This is a genomic window from Levilactobacillus suantsaiihabitans (assembly GCF_004745505.1).
GTDB classification, from domain to species: domain Bacteria; phylum Bacillota; class Bacilli; order Lactobacillales; family Lactobacillaceae; genus Levilactobacillus; species Levilactobacillus suantsaiihabitans.
Genome location: NZ_RKLX01000008.1, coordinates 105,022 through 120,537, shown reverse-complemented (window position 1 = coordinate 120,537; position 15,516 = coordinate 105,022). Strand labels below are relative to the sequence as shown.

Annotated in this window: 17 protein-coding genes and 1 other RNA gene; 12 read left to right on the top strand and 6 right to left on the bottom strand. The window is 54.8% G+C overall.

Annotated elements, in window-relative coordinates:
• Positions 1 to 163: 163 nt before the first annotated feature.
• Both EGT51_RS06380 and recU read right to left on the bottom strand, forming a co-directional pair.
• The gene (locus tag EGT51_RS06380; protein ID WP_135367924.1) at positions 164 to 2,491 is read right to left on the bottom strand and encodes a transglycosylase domain-containing protein; all 2,328 of its coding nucleotides are present in this window, start codon (positions 2,489 to 2,491) and stop codon (positions 164 to 166) included.
• A 41-nt stretch (positions 2,492 to 2,532) separates the two neighbouring features.
• Positions 2,533 to 3,135 (bottom strand): Holliday junction resolvase RecU, encoded by a 603-nt coding sequence (recU, locus tag EGT51_RS06375; protein WP_135367923.1) that lies wholly within the window; start codon positions 3,133 to 3,135, stop codon positions 2,533 to 2,535.
• Positions 3,136 to 3,398: 263 nt separating this feature from the next.
• Between recU and EGT51_RS06370 the strand changes: the two genes are divergently transcribed.
• The 5 genes from EGT51_RS06370 (at position 3,399) to EGT51_RS06350 (ending at position 6,526) form a co-directional block, all read left to right on the top strand.
• Complete coding sequence (locus tag EGT51_RS06370) at positions 3,399 to 3,968, top strand: DUF1273 domain-containing protein (protein ID WP_135367922.1); 570 nt, start codon at positions 3,399 to 3,401, stop codon at positions 3,966 to 3,968.
• A gap of 55 nt (positions 3,969 to 4,023) precedes the next feature.
• Positions 4,024 to 4,377: a cell division regulator GpsB gene (gene gpsB, locus EGT51_RS06365; protein ID WP_135367921.1), complete on the top strand. Its 354-nt coding sequence runs from the start codon at positions 4,024 to 4,026 to the stop codon at positions 4,375 to 4,377.
• A 19-nt stretch (positions 4,378 to 4,396) separates the two neighbouring features.
• Positions 4,397 to 4,776, top strand: an RNA gene (gene rnpB / locus EGT51_RS06360) — RNase P RNA component class B.
• Positions 4,777 to 4,989: 213 nt separating this feature from the next.
• Complete coding sequence (locus EGT51_RS06355) at positions 4,990 to 6,132, top strand: THUMP domain-containing class I SAM-dependent RNA methyltransferase (RefSeq protein ID WP_135367920.1); 1,143 nt, start codon at positions 4,990 to 4,992, stop codon at positions 6,130 to 6,132.
• Between the two features lie 4 nt (positions 6,133 to 6,136).
• Positions 6,137 to 6,526: an HIT family protein gene (locus tag EGT51_RS06350; RefSeq protein ID WP_135367919.1), complete on the top strand. Its 390-nt coding sequence runs from the start codon at positions 6,137 to 6,139 to the stop codon at positions 6,524 to 6,526.
• Between the two features lie 58 nt (positions 6,527 to 6,584).
• On the opposite strand, the gene EGT51_RS12945 is transcribed toward EGT51_RS06350, so the two are convergent.
• Genes EGT51_RS12945 through EGT51_RS06340 form a run of 3 tightly spaced genes read right to left on the bottom strand, consistent with a single transcriptional unit; the run spans position 6,585 to position 7,994 of the window.
• On the bottom strand, positions 6,585 to 6,761 hold the full coding sequence (locus EGT51_RS12945; RefSeq protein WP_167850159.1) for a hypothetical protein: 177 nt from the start codon (positions 6,759 to 6,761) through the stop codon (positions 6,585 to 6,587).
• Positions 6,762 to 6,785: 24 nt separating this feature from the next.
• Complete coding sequence (locus EGT51_RS06345) at positions 6,786 to 7,070, bottom strand: hypothetical protein (RefSeq protein WP_135367918.1); 285 nt, start codon at positions 7,068 to 7,070, stop codon at positions 6,786 to 6,788.
• Positions 7,071 to 7,109: 39 nt separating this feature from the next.
• Positions 7,110 to 7,994, bottom strand: coding sequence for an AraC family transcriptional regulator (locus EGT51_RS06340; protein ID WP_135367917.1), 885 nt, complete (start codon positions 7,992 to 7,994; stop codon positions 7,110 to 7,112).
• Between the two features lie 400 nt (positions 7,995 to 8,394).
• Here EGT51_RS06340 and EGT51_RS06335 point away from each other — a divergent pair, with 400 nt between their 5' ends.
• The 5 genes from EGT51_RS06335 (at position 8,395) to EGT51_RS06315 (ending at position 12,264) form a co-directional block, all read left to right on the top strand.
• A complete protein-coding gene (locus EGT51_RS06335; protein WP_135367916.1) occupies positions 8,395 to 9,732 on the top strand; it encodes an ammonium transporter in 1,338 nt (445 codons plus the stop codon).
• A gap of 171 nt (positions 9,733 to 9,903) precedes the next feature.
• On the top strand, positions 9,904 to 10,098 hold the full coding sequence (locus EGT51_RS06330) for a hypothetical protein (protein ID WP_135367915.1): 195 nt from the start codon (positions 9,904 to 9,906) through the stop codon (positions 10,096 to 10,098).
• Between the two features lie 141 nt (positions 10,099 to 10,239).
• On the top strand, positions 10,240 to 11,358 hold the full coding sequence (locus tag EGT51_RS06325; RefSeq protein ID WP_135367914.1) for an acyltransferase: 1,119 nt from the start codon (positions 10,240 to 10,242) through the stop codon (positions 11,356 to 11,358).
• The gene (locus EGT51_RS06320) at positions 11,313 to 11,786 is read left to right on the top strand and encodes an 8-oxo-dGTP diphosphatase (protein WP_135367913.1); all 474 of its coding nucleotides are present in this window, start codon (positions 11,313 to 11,315) and stop codon (positions 11,784 to 11,786) included. Before EGT51_RS06325 ends, EGT51_RS06320 begins: the two co-directional genes overlap by 46 nt.
• A 133-nt stretch (positions 11,787 to 11,919) precedes the next feature.
• Positions 11,920 to 12,264, top strand: coding sequence for a hypothetical protein (locus EGT51_RS06315; RefSeq protein ID WP_135367912.1), 345 nt, complete (start codon positions 11,920 to 11,922; stop codon positions 12,262 to 12,264).
• Positions 12,265 to 12,350: 86 nt separating this feature from the next.
• Here the strand turns inward: EGT51_RS06315 and EGT51_RS06310 are convergent, their stop codons facing one another.
• Positions 12,351 to 13,016, bottom strand: a complete 666-nt coding sequence (locus EGT51_RS06310) for a CPBP family intramembrane glutamic endopeptidase (RefSeq protein ID WP_135367911.1) — start codon at positions 13,014 to 13,016, stop codon at positions 12,351 to 12,353.
• A 190-nt stretch (positions 13,017 to 13,206) separates the two neighbouring features.
• Between EGT51_RS06310 and EGT51_RS06305 the strand changes: the two genes are divergently transcribed.
• Complete coding sequence (locus EGT51_RS06305) at positions 13,207 to 13,731, top strand: TetR/AcrR family transcriptional regulator (RefSeq protein ID WP_135367910.1); 525 nt, start codon at positions 13,207 to 13,209, stop codon at positions 13,729 to 13,731.
• A 246-nt stretch (positions 13,732 to 13,977) separates the two neighbouring features.
• Positions 13,978 to 15,486: a carboxypeptidase M32 gene (locus EGT51_RS06300; protein WP_135367909.1), complete on the top strand. Its 1,509-nt coding sequence runs from the start codon at positions 13,978 to 13,980 to the stop codon at positions 15,484 to 15,486.
• Positions 15,487 to 15,516: the final 30 nt, after the last annotated feature.

Here is a 15,516-nt window from a genome sequence, read left to right as displayed (position 1 = left end):
ATTGGTTTCGACGACTTGATTGTAGCACAGAGGTGATATGCCTCTTTTTTATACAAAAATGGCGTCGATGGAGTTCTCCATCAACACCAAATATCATAGAACCAAAAAAACGCGCCCCCACATCAGGTCCATCGACCGGTGCGGGGGCGCGTTTGTCATTCAGTTAATCATCATTATCGTTAGTCTTGGTGCTCTTTTGCGTGGTCGTGGTGGCCGATGAGGACTCCGTAGTCGACGTGGAGTTGCTAGTCGTGTTGTCGTCATCGTCACCCGCGTTGCCGCCACCCGGGGTCTGCTCGGTGCTGGAGGATTCCTTGCTGGTGCTGGATTCCGTGGTCGAGGAGCTGGCCTGCGTGGTGTTGGAATTGGTCGTGACCTGACTATTACTGCTGTAGGCCGACGAACTGGTGGTGTTGGTCGAGCCGTATTGACTCGTGGCCGTGGTGTCGGCGACCGTGCCGGCGTGACCCGTGATGTAGTATTCCTTGGTCCCGTTTTGGGTCGTTTCGGTCACGGTGCTAGGCGCCGTCCAGTCCGTGTTGGTCGACTTGCTGGCCAGGTAGGACATTTCGTACTTGTAGATCTCTTGGGCAATGGTCGTTTGCGTCTCACTGACGTAGTGGCCGGTCTCAAATTGCTTGTCGTAACCGGTCCAAACGGAGACGGCGTAGTTCTTGGTGTAACCCGTGAACCAGGAGTCCATGGTTGCGCCGTCTGGCACCTTGTTCGCGTAATCGTCAGGGTAGGAGTCCGTCCCGGTCTTCCCGGCCTGATAGAGCCCGGAAATGGCCGCTGAACGCCCGGAACCATTGGCACTGGTCATGACACCCTTCATCATGTCCGTCAGCATGAAGGCCGTCGCGGCGGACATGGCCTTTTTTCCGGTCGAGCTGTACTTGTGGGCCTTGCCGTCTTGGGTGACGACCTTGGAGACCAGGTAAGGCTTGTAGTACGTCCCGCCGTTGGCGAAGGCGGCGTAGGCCGCGGCTTCTTGTTCGGAGGAGATGTACAGGCCGATCCCGTTTTGCAGCGTCAGGGTCTTGTCAAACGTCATCCCTAAGCCAGCCAAGAAGGACGTGGCCCGCTTGATGCCGACGTTTTGTAGCGTCCGCACGGCGGGAATGTTGCGTGATTCGACCAGCGCTTTGCGCATGGTGATGGTCCCTTGGTAGCGCCGGTCCCAGTCGTAGAGGTTCTTGTTGGTCCCGGGATAGGTGAAGGCCGTATCCTTGACGGGTTCATAGGTCGGGTAGTAGAGGTGCTCGATGGCCGGCCCGTAGTCCATCAGTGGCTTGGCCGTCGATGCGCTGGAACGGTCGGTCTGTACGGCACGGTTCAACCCGAAGGTCACGTTACCGGTCTTCCGGCCACCAATCATAGCGACGACCTTACCGTTGTTCGGGTTGACGATGGTCGAGCCGACCTGGAACTTGTCGGACGGGAAGCTGATGTAAGCCGTGCCATTGACGATATCGTACAGGCGTTTTTGCGCCCCCATATCGAGGTTGGTGTAAACCTTCAAGCCGCCGGTGGTAGTGTTGTAGCCCTTGGACTTCAACTCGGCGTAGACCTGTTTGAGGTAAGCGTCGATCACTTTGGTGGTCTTGGGGTTGGTGCTGGTCGACTTGTGCGTCTTGGTCAGCCCAGCGGTGATGCTGGTGGCCTCGGCTTGTTGGGCCTGGGCTTCGGTGATGACGTTGTTCTTGGCCATGGCCTCTAAGACCAGGTCCCGCCGTTTCTTCGCTAAAGCGGGGTAGGTCGTGGGGTCATAGTTGGTCGGTGACTGTGGCATGCCGGCCAGTAAGGCCAGTTGTGCGAGGCTCAAGTGCTTGAGCGTCTTGCCGTAGTAGTATTGCGCGGCCGTTTGCATACCGTAGACGCCGTTGCCCATGTACACCTTGTTAATGTAGTATTCCAGAATCTGGTTCTTGGAGTAATCGTGATCGACCTTTAACGCTAGCCAGGCTTCTTGGGCCTTGCGTTTCAAGGTTCGGTCGGACGCCGCCGTCGAGAAGACGGACAGCTTGACCAGTTGTTGCGTCAGGGTACTGCCCCCTTGCATCCCCAGTGAAGAGCCGGTGACGTTGGCGAAGGCCGCCCCCATGATCCGGATCGGGTCGACCCCGTTGTTCTTGTAGAAACGCCGGTCTTCGGTGGAAACGACGGCCTTTTTCAGGGTATCCGGAATGTTTTTGTTCTTAACATAGTTCCGGTTTTGCGCGCCCAGTCGGGAAATGACCTGGCCGTTAGCGTCGTAGACTCGCGTCGAGGTGTCACTGGACAAGGCGCCAGCGGTGATCTTCGGGGCGCTTTGGGCGTAGAAGAAAAACAGGCCAGCCCCGGCCAAGAGGCCCAAGACGACGATGGCGACGATGACAAATAAAATGCGGCGGAAGGTCCGCCACCCCGTGTGCGGCTGTTTGGGGCCGCTGGGTTTACGCTCGGCGTTGCGGCTCATCCGCGTCTGTCGGGTTTGATTGTTACTAGACATGGTAATCTCCTTTGCGTTTTAACGTGTGGCTGCTCAAAGTGCTAGAGCAGTTGATCCACGGCTTTGAGATAGGGGATGGGCAACTGCAGTTCCGCGGTGAGCCGGATCCCCTTGGCCGCGATATCGGCGTAGGGGATGGACTTGCGCCCACCACGTTGTTGCGCATCCCAAAAAGCATACAGGTCTGTCGCACGATAGAGGAAGACTTCTTGGCGCGTGACAAATTTAATAATGGCAAAACAAATCCCGCCTTGCGCGGAACAGGCCCGCATGTGGTCGATCTGGTGTTGATGAAAGTTCTTGAGGGGAAACGCCGACTTGTTACGGGTCTCCTTGGCATCAAAATCCAGGTAATGCCCCTGGTAAACGCCGTTGTAATCGGTGGTCGAGGCCGTACTGAAGTAGGCTTCCTTGATCACCGCGGCGCTACGCTTGGGGTAATCGACCTTGACGATCTTGATGGGGGTCGGCTTTTTATGAACGACTGCTTGCCCGGTGACTTCATAGTAGGTATTGCTTTCGTTCAATTCCTCTTCTAAGGTCATTCCCCGTTTGCCATAATTGGTGTAGGTACTGGGAAATTTGGGCCCCGCTGATGTTGCTGGTGCTTGATAGGCATTCCCATTGGGATACCGAATAGTCATTGACTCCTCACACTCCTTGCCTGAAAAACGTCCCCGCAATTCACCGACGGATTGCCGCACTGACGGGACATAGCCGTGGTTGGCGCGACGGTGAATTGCCAGGCCTGGTGGCCCAGTTATTGATATTATACCAAGCTGACTGAGAAATAAAAACTCTAACTGGTCTATAACTGGTCAATTTGGCCGAATTTAACGGTAATTTAATTGCGTCGGGCCTTTTTTTTCGCTACACTAGATAGGAACAGCTAAAAGGGGGTCAGGATATGAGTCGGTTATGGTTGACGGGTTATCGCAGTTACGAACTGGGAATCTTTGGCAGTCAAGACCCCAAACTCCTGGTCATCAAGGATACGTTAAAAAAGTTGTTGGCTAATAAGATTGAAAACGGCACGGATTGGCTGATCACGGGCGGTCAGTTGGGCGTCGAGCAGTGGTCCGCCGAAGTGGGCTTGGACCTGAAAAAGGACTACCCGGAACTGAAAATCGCCATCATGACGCCGTTTGCGGAATTTGGCAGCAACTGGAACGAGACCAACCGCGGTTTGTACGCCCAATTGGCCAGCCGCGTTGATTTTCACCAGTCCGTTAGCGAACAACCTTATCATGGACCCCAACAGTTAAGAAACTATCAAGAATTTATGTTAACCCATACAGACGAGGCCGTCATGGTTTATGATTTAGAACATGAGGGCAAACCACAGTATGATTATCGCGCCATTCAGCGGTTTGAAGAGCGTCACGCGTACCCGCTGACGCTGATCGATATGGATTGGTTACAAGAAAGTGCCAACGAATATCAAGAAAATTTAAATAATGGTTCCCAAATTGAATAAAAACTGGTATTATAGATATCGCCGGTTTGATTACGATAACGAGGTGTAATGATCGATGGATAACGTTAATTTCACTCCCAAAGAGATTTTACAAAAGCAATTCCGCCAAAAGATGCGCGGCTATGACCCTGACGACGTGGACAGCTTCTTGGACAACGTCATCAAGGACTATGATACTTTTGTGAAGGAGAATCAACGGCTTCAAGACGAAAACGAACGGTTGTTGGCTAAGGTCGACGAACTGACCCGCCAAGTTCAGGTGGGCGCAAGTCAGCCAGCCGCAACGACCACGAGTCAGTCAACTTCAAGTGTCACGAACATGGACATTTTGAAGCGGCTGTCCAACCTGGAACGGCACGTTTTCGGTTCACAATTAGATAATGATCCAAACGAGTCACATCGTTTGTAGAATTATAAAGACTGGTGTAAATCCTGAGTAATCGCGGTCGGCTTAAGTCGGCTGAGGAAAGTCCATGCTCGCACAGACTGCGATGTCTGTAGTGTTCGTGCTCGGTGAAAAAATAAGCCGGGGGACGTTAGCAATAGCGTTACGGCGGGAAAACACGGCTACGGCTTCGGCTATGCCCTAGTATCCCTGAAAAGTGCCACAGTGACGATACGTCTAAGGAAACTTAGGCGGTGGAACGCGGTAAACCCCTCGAGCGGGCAACCCAAACTTTTGGTAGGGGCGCTTCACATATGGAAATGAACGAAATGTGGGGGGAGAGGAAACTCTCGAGATAGATGATTACTGCCAGTCAATCGTTTGCCTGAAACGGTTGGGTGGTACAAAACATGGCTTACAGGGATTTACACCATGTCAGGTGGGTGGGAGCTTGCTCCTGCCTTTTTTTGTACAATTTTTTAGGAAGAGTGAGTAACCAACTTAACCAGCGTGACCCGCCAATCCGCAACTATTTTGCCAGAGTGGTATCAGCTCACCAGATAAGATGGTAAAATAGGCTAGGTAGAAAGTTAACTGACCGGCTTAAAAGAGCCAAATCGAAGGAGTACAACTTACATGAAGAAATTTCATTTATACGCGGCGACCGCCAGTGGGATCGAAGCCATTGCGGGCCGTGAATTACGGGACCTGGGGTACGAGACCCAAGTCGAAAATGGCCGGGTGCGCTTTGACGGCACGATTGAAGACGTGTTGCGGGCCAACCTGTGGCTGCGGACGGCCGACCGGGTGCGGATCATCGTGGCCGAATTTGACGCCGTGACCTTTGATGAGCTGTTTGAAGCCACCAAGGCCGTGGCCTGGGATGAACTGTTGCCAATGGATGCGGCGTTCCCCGTTGAGGGCCGTTCCAAGAAGTCACAACTGCACAGTGTGCCGGACGCACAAGCCATCGTCAAGAAGGCCGTGGCCACCAAGCTAGCGGCCGTCTATCACCGGCGGACGCGGATGCCCGAAACCGGGGCCACGTACCCGCTGGAAGTCATGATCGACAAAGACCACGTCATGTTAACGCTGGACACGACCGGTGCCAGTCTCTTTAAGCGTGGCTACCGGGTCGGCAAGGGGGGCGCGCCATTAAAGGAAAACATGGCCGCCGCCTTGATCGCGTTGACCAGCTGGCACAAGGACATGCCATTTTGGGATCCCGTCTGTGGGTCCGGGACGATTCCTATCGAAGCAGCCATGATCGGCCGCAACCTGGCGCCCGGCTTTAATCGCGACTTCACCTGTGAAAGCTGGGATTGGGTTCCCCAAGAACTGGGCGACAAGCTACGTGACGAAGCCGATGCCAAGGCCGACTACGATACGCCGCTGCAGATCTTTGGGACCGATATCGACGAAAACATGGTCGCCATTGCCAAGCGCAACGCCCAAGAAGCCGGTCTGTCCCAAGACGTGACCTTCCGCCAATTGGCGGTTCAAGACTTTAAGACGGACTTGAAGCACGGGGTCATCGTGGCCAACCCGCCATACGGAGAACGGTTGAGCGACCAGGCTTCCGTCCGGGAACTCTACAAGCAAATGGGTCAGGTCTTCAAGCCGTTGACGGACTGGTCAAAGTATATTTTGACCGCCGATTTGGAATTTGAACATTTCTACGGCCAAAAGGCAACGAAGACGCGGAAACTCTACAACGGGGCGCTGCGGACGGATTACTTCCAGTTCTGGGCCAAGCGCCAACCGCGGCACCGGGAGTAAGCCCATGATCAAAGCGGATTGCGTTTTTTGTCAGAAGACGGCGATTGTGTTAGAAAATGACCTGGCTAAAGCCTTTTGGGACAACCATCCCGTGCGGAAGGGCCACCTGTTGATTGTGCCCAAGCAACACTACGCCACGTACTTCGATGTGCCGGCGACCACCCGTGCGGCCATGGACGACCTGACCTTTCAGGCTAAACAGTTGTTGGATGAAAAATTTGCGCCGGCTGGCTACAACATCGGCATCAACGTCGAAGCGGCGGCCGGGCAGACCGTGATGCACGCGCACATCCATTTGATTCCGCGCTACGTCGGGGATGTCAAGGATCCGCGGGGTGGCATTCGTAAGATGATCCCGCGAGCTGTGCAGCGATTAAGGAATAAACCAAAATAAAAGTGACCCACCATCGTCAAGCCTCATGATGGTGGGTCACTTTCGGTTTTTGATAGCATTAATGTTTCGGTGCACCGCAGAATCCGTCGCAAGCACACTTGCGCTCGGAAATCATCGGGCAGTGGCAAATGCCATCGGCGCTGGCGCAGCCGCATCCGGGCGCGCAGGTCATCCCCGCGTGGCAGAAGGGGTTGTCTTCGGTTTTCGCTGTGGTCTTTTTCGGTTCTTCAGTCATGCTGATCGTCTCCTAGTCGTTTTGTTAACAGCCTTCCAAGTCATCGGTCCCGGTAACGGTAAACTGAGCAGCGAGTTTTTGGGTCAGCTGGGCTTGTTCCGCTGCGGTGAGCTGGGTGCGCTCACTACCGGCCGCGGGATGCACCGCTACCTGTTGGTACAGTGCCGTCTTGGCGCTAGCTGGCGAGTCGCTGTTCACCGCGGCGGCAACGTCCAACCCGGCGACCGTATCGACGGACACACTGCCGTTGTGGATCATGAAGCCCGCCGCAAAGTAGTCCTGCTGGTTCACCAGAAAATATTGGGTCATGTTGTGCCTCCTTTGGCCATCAGATACAAATTCATTATACTATCTGGCGGGAGAAAAACCAACGGGACCTGACGACTGCGGGGTCACGGCGATCCAGATCTCACTAGCGACCTCGGTACCGCCGAACTGAGAAAAGGAAATTTCGGGCGCGTCGACCAGTTCGTATTCAGAGGTGGGTAGCCATTCGCTGTAAATACGGCCCCAAGTTTCTTGGAGCTGTTGCGGAAAGGGCCCGTGATTGGGGAAAATGGCCCAGGTGTGGCGGGGCACCGCGAGTTGGGTCAGGTCGGCGTAAGGATTTTCCTGCGTGGTGGCAAAGCCAATCAGCTGCGTGAGCTGACCTTGTTCGGCTAACCGGCCGTCGTCAAAGGCGTAGGATGCGTTCAACACCTGGTGCGGGTAGAGATCGCCTAGCGCGTGCATGTGGGCGCGCTGGGCCGGCGTGATGCTTTGCGCCAGTGCTTGAATGGCGGGGTTCTGCCCGGAAAACTGGATGGGAACGCGCTGGGTGACGCCGACCAGGTTAAAGGCGGGTTTTGGTTCGAGTTTAAAGTGCATGGGACTGCCTCCTTTGATTTCTAGGTGAAATGAAAGCTTAGGGAAGGTCTTTTGCCAGCCACTTTGACGCACTTCAGACGGCAAATAGCCGCTCCAGTCCCGAAAGGCCCGGGAGAAGCCCTCAACGGATTGGTAACCGTATTTAAAGGCTACGGTGGTGACGGCTTGGCCGTTGACCAATTCGCCGTTAGCCGCAGCCAGCCGCCGATTGCGGACGTAATCGGACAGCGACATTCCGGCAATAAAGGCAAATGTCCGGCGTAAATGGTATTCCGAGAAGCCGAGTTGATGCGCAATGGCCGCAAACGAGAGGTCGTCGGTCAGGTGGTCTTCGAGGTAGTCAATTAACTGATTGAGTGGTTGCATGGAGCGCCTCCTTCATTTCAAGTTCTAGTCTAGCCGCTAACTCGCTGGCGGACTTGACAATTGGCAGTCAGGTTTAATCGGGTCCGGTACCTTTAGTGTACAGCATCGGTTGGCTAATCGTCTGTCATGGGGTCAAAAGGGGCGTGGCCGGTAGCGGTCGTCAGAGTCAGGGATATTTGAGGTGGGACGTATTTTGGCGGATCAGACATCATAAATTAGTCTGATGTTAGAAAATGTCACATAGCTTTCAAAAGTTGATTAACGGCTGAAAACACCCGCCAATCAACCGTTTAGTTCGTTCAACGACGTATTTAACCGCCCACTGACGGAAAATAGCACGTGACTTTTCTGAAAGCCAGTGTTAGGATTTCTTACATAAAAAGTAAAGAGGGCGGCGTCGATGAATCTTGCGAACACGGCATTTATTTTGGTTGCGAGTATCTTAGTTCTGTTTATGACACCAGGTCTAGCCTTTTTCTATGGCGGCCTGGTCTCAGAGAAAAATGTGGTCAACACCATGCTGTCGGTCTTCATCATGACGGGGGTGGCCATCTTACTGTGGGTCTTTCTCGGTTATTCACTGGCCTTTTCGGGTAACGTGGCCGGCATCATTGGCAATCTCCATCACGTCTTCATGGCGGGTGTCAACTGGGCCAGCGTCACAGCGACCCACATCCCCTTGGGCGCGTACTCCTTGTTTCAAATGATGTTTGCCATCATCACCCCTGCCTTATTCGTGGGCGCGGTGGTTGGCCGGATTCGTTTTAAGTTCTTACTGCTGTTTCTGATTGCTTGGTCCGTTTGCATCTACTATCCCATGGTCCACTTGGTTTGGAGTCCCATGGGTCTACTGGCAAAATTGGGGGTGCTGGACTTCGCCGGCGGGACTGTGGTCCACATCAATGCCGGGGTCACGGCGCTGGTCTTATCCGCTTGGTTGGGGCCACGGTTGGCCAAGGATCATCCGGGTCAACACTACAATCTGCCGTGGGTCTTGTTAGGAACGGCGATTCTGTGGATCGGTTGGTACGGGTTCAATGCCGGCAGTGCCTTGGCCGTTAATGGCGTGGCCCTGCAGGCGGCCATTACCAGTACCGTGGCCACGGCCACAGCGATGGTCGTGTGGATGTTCTTGGACATTTGGACCACGGGAAAACCCACGTTGGTCGGGGTCTGCACCGGGACACTGTGCGGCTTGGTTGGTATCACACCGGCCGCAGGGTACGTCACGGTCTTGGGGTCCGTTGCGATTGGTGCGGTGGCCACGTTAGCCAGCTACGGATTCATTCAAGTGCTGAAGCCGAAATTAGGCGTGGATGACGCGCTGGATGCCTTTGGCTGCCATGGCGTCAGCGGCATTGTGGGGAGTATCTTGACCGGGGTCTTTGCGACCAAGACCATCAACCCAACGATTGCCGAAAATGGGTTGGCCTACGGTGGCGGCTGGCATTTGTTAGGGATTCAGATCTTGGCAACTGGCATCACCATTGCGCTGGTTGCCGTCGTCGGCAGTCTCTTGATCGTGATCTTGCGGCAATTGACGCCAATGCGAGTCGACGCGGCCGAGGAAGCCATGGGCCTGGATAAGGGTGAACATGGCGAACAGGTCGATTACACCGTGGGCTTGAGCGAACGCTTGACGACCTTTCAACCGGATCAGGAACGTTACGCCCAGGAATTCAAGGGACAGCTGCAGCACCTCGAAAATCCCCAGGCCAATCATCTGAGCGGTCGTTGATTCCCCAATCCCTTAGTGGGTCAGCAGTTGTGCCAGCAGAAAGTTAAGTCAAATAGAGAAAGGTTAAGTTCTTTCTTAAGATTGGGCGAGATGATTGCCGTTTGCCGGCGGACTTGTTAGACTAAGTGTGTGTTTAGGGGACACCAGTTTTTCAAAAATGGGGGAATTATCATGAAAAAAGATCGTTGGGCAGTCATTGCCTTGGCCATTTTGGCCGTTTGTGGGCTGAGTTTGGTTCTACTGCTGATGAAATCACCAGTCTGGGCGTTTGGCTTTCCACTAGCCTTCGCCGTCCTGGGCGCAGCGTGCTACGGGATCGAAGAAGCCTTTACCAAAATGACGAAAAACAATCATCGTGAAGCGTAATTGCAAAAATAATGGGCGGCCAGTGAGCCGTCCTTTTTGTTGGCGTAAATGTGCCCGCCACCCCGCGCTGATTTTGGGGACCCGGGGTTTACACCGCCCGAGGCGTCTTGCTAAAATAGAAGACAAAGGCGATGATGACAGGTGATTCAACAACAAGCATCCCCGGCTGCCGATAGCGGGGATTATCTAAAAGCGTTTGCCTGCACGGCGGTCATGGCCCAGACGGTCTTGAGTATGGCCTTGACCGTGCCGGCGGGGCGGACCTTACAAACGGGCATTGCGGGGGTGTATCTGGCCATCAAGTTTACCGCCCCCGCGTTTATCTGCGGCATCGTCATGACTACGATGCGCGTGAGCCCGGCGCGCCCACACTACGGGGCTTACCTGCGCCAACAGTGGTCGGCACTGGGGCTGCCCACGCTGGTCTGGTCGTTGGCCTACCTCTTATTGCTGCCGCAACTCCAGCAGCACACGTCATTTCACAGTCTGGGCCAGTTCGGGTGGCAGTTGATCAACGGTAATGCCGCGCCTCATCTGTGGTACAACACGATGATGCTGCAGATTATTGTGTTGATGCCGTTGTGGTGGGCGTTGCGCCGTGGCTGGCCCCGGCACCATTGGGCGATCGTTGCGGTCACGGCCGGGTTACTGCTCGGCTGGTTGGCCTGGTACAACGGGGTAGCGGTCCCCAGTGGGCAAGCGGCGAGCTGGTACGGCCTGGATCGCGTCTGGTGGGGCTTTGCCGTGTATGCGATCGTGGGCATCGGCTTGGCGACGTCGCGGACAGGCTGGCTACGGAGGTACCGGTGGCTCGGCTGGGCATTGCTCGGCGTGGGCACTTGGCTGGCCCAGTACCGCCAGTTACGCACGACCGGGTCGCCCATCGACCTCGATCGCAGTAGCTACTACCTGCCGGCCACGGTCGGCTATAGCCTGTGTGTGATCTTACTGGTGGTCAGCCTGGCCAAGTGGCACCAAGCCCACCACTCCCGGTGGCTGCCAATCATCCACTGGCTGGCGACCTACGCCTATCCGTCATATTTGGCCAACGTGTTTTGGCTGGAGCTGATCTGGTTGCTGGGGGGACGCACCTTAACGGCAAGCCACCCGGTACTGGGCGTCGTCGGCTGTTATTTGGCGACGTGGTGCTGGTCGTTTGCGGCGACCTACGGCTTACATTTACTCGGACAACGACTGAAGGGAATGGTGAGAAAATGGCGACAAACAAGACGGACCGCACGCAACCGGTCGAATTGGTAACGATGATCATGGTCACGGACCCGGCGACAAAACGCGTTTTAGTAGAAGATAAGGTGAACGTTCCTTGGAAGGCGGGGCACAGTTTTCCGGGTGGTCACGTGGAAATCGGTGAGAGTTGTGCGCAAGCCGCCATCCGCGAGGTGTTCGAAGAAACCGGACTGCGGCTAAAGGCCGTGAGCTTTTGCGGGACCTGTGAATGGTTCGATGCCACGCGGCAGAAACGCAAGCTGGGCCTGCTGTACCGCGGCGACGACTTCACGGGGACCCTCAAGGCCAGTGCCGAGGGCCAGGTGAGTTGGCTCCCCTTGAGTGAGATGACCCCAGAAAAGAGTGCCGAAAGCATGGCGGAACTGCTGCGGGTCTTCAATCGTGAGGTGCCAGCGGTCGTGAGCGACGCCTGGAACGGCCCCTTGCACGATGACCAATAGAACGGGTGAAGTCAGCGAGTCGTCGCTGGCTTTTTTTGTGAGTGAAAACGGCAACTAGTGTTTATCTATTGTAAGCGGTTACAAAAACGTGTAAACTAAAGGTGTAAAGATTGTGATAAAGGGAGCGATAATCGTGAAATCAACTGTTCAAACGCAACGCTGGTACGGTTACTTCTTTATCGGGCTGAGTGTTGTGGCCTTGGGACTGTCCGGCCTGCTGGCGATGCCACTGATCGACCGGGCCTTACTGCTGACCACGGCGTTGACCCTACTGGTGTACGGTCTGACCTACCAACCGCAGCTCAAGCGTGGCTGGTGGCGCCTGTTACTGGTGGCTAGCCTAGTTGTTGGGGTCGTTGACGTGGCCTTGGCACTGACGGTGGCACCGGTCTTATTGACGGCACTGTTCAGCTTTGCTTTACCGTTTGCATTTTTAAGTGTTTTATTAGGTTACCTGAAACGGCGCGTCCACGCTTGATGGCGTGAGCGATAAAAAGCTGGTTCCTGGATGAGACGTCCAAGAACCAGTTTTTTGTTGGTCTAAAATGGGTTGCACACTCACGTTTACCCAAACAAGGTGACCAGAATATCCCAGGTCATGTGGGTGACGATGCCGGGCCACAGCGAGCGACTCCGGGCGTACAGCCAGCCAAACAGCAGGCCTAAAATGAAGACGGACAAGAGATTGCTGATCCAAACGCCCACGCTCATGGCCGGAACGGTCGTGAGGTAGCGGGGGATGTGCATGCTAGCGAAGGCCAGGGCCTGGATGACGTTGGCCTTGCCTAACGAAAATTTCTGTAGCAGGGCGTTGAAGAAGTACCCGCGAAACAGGTATTCTTCCGTGACCCCGACGACCAGAAAATAGCGGCCCCAGAATTGCGGCTTAAAATTAGCCGCCACGGTCAAGCCGTGATGGACCACCCAAAATTGGGCCAACAAATAGACCACGATAATGCCCCAGACCAGGTAGCCGGCCGCAAACCGCCACGCTGGTCGCCACTGTTCGGCATTGCTGAGACTGAGGTTGCCCGGCTGGGCGTGTCTGAGCAACCACCAGGCGGCCCCGAGCCAGACCAGTAACTTGATGGCATCCAGTAACAGCTCCTGCGGCCAGCCGCTTAGGTGGTGTTCGATTGGGGTGTTGAGACCGATTTGCACAATGAGCCAGATGAGCCAAAAAACCACGAATTGCCCACCCAGCCGACGATTTGATACGGGTTCTGACATACAGCACACTTCTCTCTTGAGATAGGTTAAGTTAAGTTTAAGACAAGTTGGGCGAAGAAAGGGTAAAGATTCTTTAAGGATTCGTCAGCTGCCGGGTTAGCGGTGTTCACAGCTTGATGTTATCAGTGTTTACTTTAAATGTAATCGGTGATAACATAGAAGAAAAGCACATTGGAAAGGAGCATGCACGATGACCAAATTACCGTACCACCGACAAAACTTGGCCGTACTAATTCAGCAACAGGCCCGGCAACAATTAGAAGAGCAGGGGGCGGCCAACCTCTCACTGCGTCAGATTGCCCGTTTCTTGGCAGTGACGCCGGCCGCCGTCTATCGTCATTTTCCGGATAAGGCGAGCTTACTGGCGGCGCTGCACGAGGAGATTACAGCGGAACTGGCGGCTGCTTTACGGGCCAACGTCTTGGATTCGGCCGATGCCACGGCCATGCTGCAACAGATGATCACGAACCTGGTGACCTTTGCGACCGACCATCCCCGAGCCGTGCGGTTTATCCTGACGACGCCACTAGCGGCCCCCCAGAGCTTGACCACCGTATTGACGTTGGTCAGGGCTCAACGAGGCTTGGTAGGAACGGCAGCTGATGCGACCGCAGTGTGGACCTTTTTGGTGGGGGTGTTGTGCCAACTGCCGGATGCCCAACTGACGGTTGACTGGATTGCGGCCCAAGTTGATCGTTTGCTCGGGGAGGCATAAAAGAAGAAATTAATGAGACGATGCATCAGAGGCTCGATTGTGAATTATGAGCAAATAGACGTGGCAAATTTGTGATTATTTCACTAATAAGGCATAAAGCCCTTAATATCAACAAATCATCAATTAAAGTCATCTCAAATATGAGGGACTCCATTTTTCAATAAATTAAATTATAATGAGAAAAATGACAAGACATTTAGATTCAGTCATGCTAAACTAAGATTACCAATCAAAGGGGGCGGCCATATGGTCAAAACACAAGCAGCATTTTTAGCGCTGGTGAAGCAAGTGAGCCTGGTGCGGATGAATCTCACCTTACTGGGGTGGGACGCGCGGACGTACTTGCCACCGGCAGGAACGGATTTTCGCGGCGAACTGACGGCCACACTCAGTGCCCAGGACTTGGCGTTAAGTGCGGGGCTGGAAATGGGCGAATTCGTGGCGTATTTCACGGCCCATCCCGACGAATTGGACACTCAGTCCCAGCAGGTCTTGCGCCTGGTCAAACGCGACTATGAGTTAAATCACGAGATTGCACCGGCCGACTACGCCGATTATCAACAGACCCTGACACACGCGCAGGGGGTCTGGGAGACCGCGCGGGCCGCACAGGACTTTTCCTTGTTACAGCCGGACTTGGTTAAAATCGTGGCCCAACAAAAGGCCTTTATCCCCAAGTGGCGGCACGGCCAGGCGACGGACTATGACGTGTTGCTCGACCTATACGAGCCGGGGATGACCGTGGCCCAACTCGACCCCATCATGGCGACGCTCAAGGCGGGGATTCACCGGCTACGTGAGCGCTTGCAAACGCAAGGGGTCACGCCCCGGGATGCCTTCATGAGTCGCGCCGTGCCCGAGGACGTGCAAGAACAATTGGTGCGCACCGTGGTCCAGCGCCTGGGATATGACTTTACCAAGGGTGACCTGTCGCGCAGCACGCACCCGTTTACGGTCTCACTCGACCGTAACGACGTGCGGATCACCAATCGTTATGATGAGCACGCCTTTCAAATGGCCTTCTTGGGCGGTATCCATGAGGCGGGCCACGGGTTGTACATGCAAAACTTTAACCCAGCCTACGACTACACGCCGCTGGCGGATGCCCCGTCGATGGGGTTACACGAATCCCAGTCATTGTTTAATGAGATCTTTTTGGCACGCAACCCGGCCTTTTGGCAGGGCGAATACCCCCGGTTCCAGGCGGCCACGGGCGACATTTTTGCCGACATCGATGAGCCGACCTTTTATCGCGGCTTCATGACCACTGAGCCAACGCTGATTCGAACCGAAGCCGATCCGCTGACCTATCCGCTGCACATCATCGTGCGTTACGAGCTGGAAAAGGGGCTGTTCAACGGCGACACCACGGTGGCGGAACTGCCCGACTTGTGGCGCCAGAAGTATCACGATTACCTAGGAATTGAGCCGGACAACGACACGGACGGCATCTTACAAGACATCCACTGGGCCGGCGGGGACTTTGGCTATTTTCCTACGTATCTGTTGGGCCAACTCTACGCGGCACAGTTTTACCACACCATGTGTCAAGAACTGCCAGTGACGGCGATTCTGCGCAGTGGTGACTACCAGCCCATCACCCAGTGGCGGCGCGAGAAGATCCACTGGCTGGGGGCCAGTTTGACGCCGAACCAATTGTGTGAACAAGTCACGGGCGAGCCACTGAACCCGCAGTATTGGCTGGATTGGATGACCCAGACCTTTGAGACGGCGTATCAGGTGACTGACAAATAACTTTACTTCCTAAAAGTAAGTGGTACACTA

Excerpts from the sequence above, each read along its gene's own strand:
- EGT51_RS06340 (WP_135367917.1), bottom strand. The coding sequence starts at position 7,994 with ATGCAACCACTCAATCAGTTAATTGACTACCTCGAAGACCACCTGACC.
- EGT51_RS06320 (WP_135367913.1), top strand. The coding sequence starts at position 11,313 with ATGGCGACAAACAAGACGGACCGCACGCAACCGGTCGAATTGGTAACG.
- EGT51_RS12945 (WP_167850159.1), bottom strand. The coding sequence starts at position 6,761 with ATGACTGAAGAACCGAAAAAGACCACAGCGAAAACCGAAGACAACCCC.
- EGT51_RS06370 (WP_135367922.1), top strand. The coding sequence starts at position 3,399 with ATGAGTCGGTTATGGTTGACGGGTTATCGCAGTTACGAACTGGGAATC.
- EGT51_RS06350 (WP_135367919.1), top strand. The coding sequence starts at position 6,137 with ATGATCAAAGCGGATTGCGTTTTTTGTCAGAAGACGGCGATTGTGTTA.
- EGT51_RS06345 (WP_135367918.1), bottom strand. The coding sequence starts at position 7,070 with ATGACCCAATATTTTCTGGTGAACCAGCAGGACTACTTTGCGGCGGGC.
- EGT51_RS06300 (WP_135367909.1), top strand. The coding sequence starts at position 13,978 with ATGGTCAAAACACAAGCAGCATTTTTAGCGCTGGTGAAGCAAGTGAGC.
- EGT51_RS06330 (WP_135367915.1), top strand. The coding sequence starts at position 9,904 with ATGAAAAAAGATCGTTGGGCAGTCATTGCCTTGGCCATTTTGGCCGTT.
- EGT51_RS06355 (WP_135367920.1), top strand. The coding sequence starts at position 4,990 with ATGAAGAAATTTCATTTATACGCGGCGACCGCCAGTGGGATCGAAGCC.
- EGT51_RS06335 (WP_135367916.1), top strand. The coding sequence starts at position 8,395 with ATGAATCTTGCGAACACGGCATTTATTTTGGTTGCGAGTATCTTAGTT.
- EGT51_RS06310 (WP_135367911.1), bottom strand. The coding sequence starts at position 13,016 with ATGTCAGAACCCGTATCAAATCGTCGGCTGGGTGGGCAATTCGTGGTT.
- EGT51_RS06305 (WP_135367910.1), top strand. The coding sequence starts at position 13,207 with ATGACCAAATTACCGTACCACCGACAAAACTTGGCCGTACTAATTCAG.
- gpsB (WP_135367921.1), top strand. The coding sequence starts at position 4,024 with ATGGATAACGTTAATTTCACTCCCAAAGAGATTTTACAAAAGCAATTC.
- EGT51_RS06380 (WP_135367924.1), bottom strand. The coding sequence starts at position 2,491 with ATGTCTAGTAACAATCAAACCCGACAGACGCGGATGAGCCGCAACGCC.
- recU (WP_135367923.1), bottom strand. The coding sequence starts at position 3,135 with ATGACTATTCGGTATCCCAATGGGAATGCCTATCAAGCACCAGCAACA.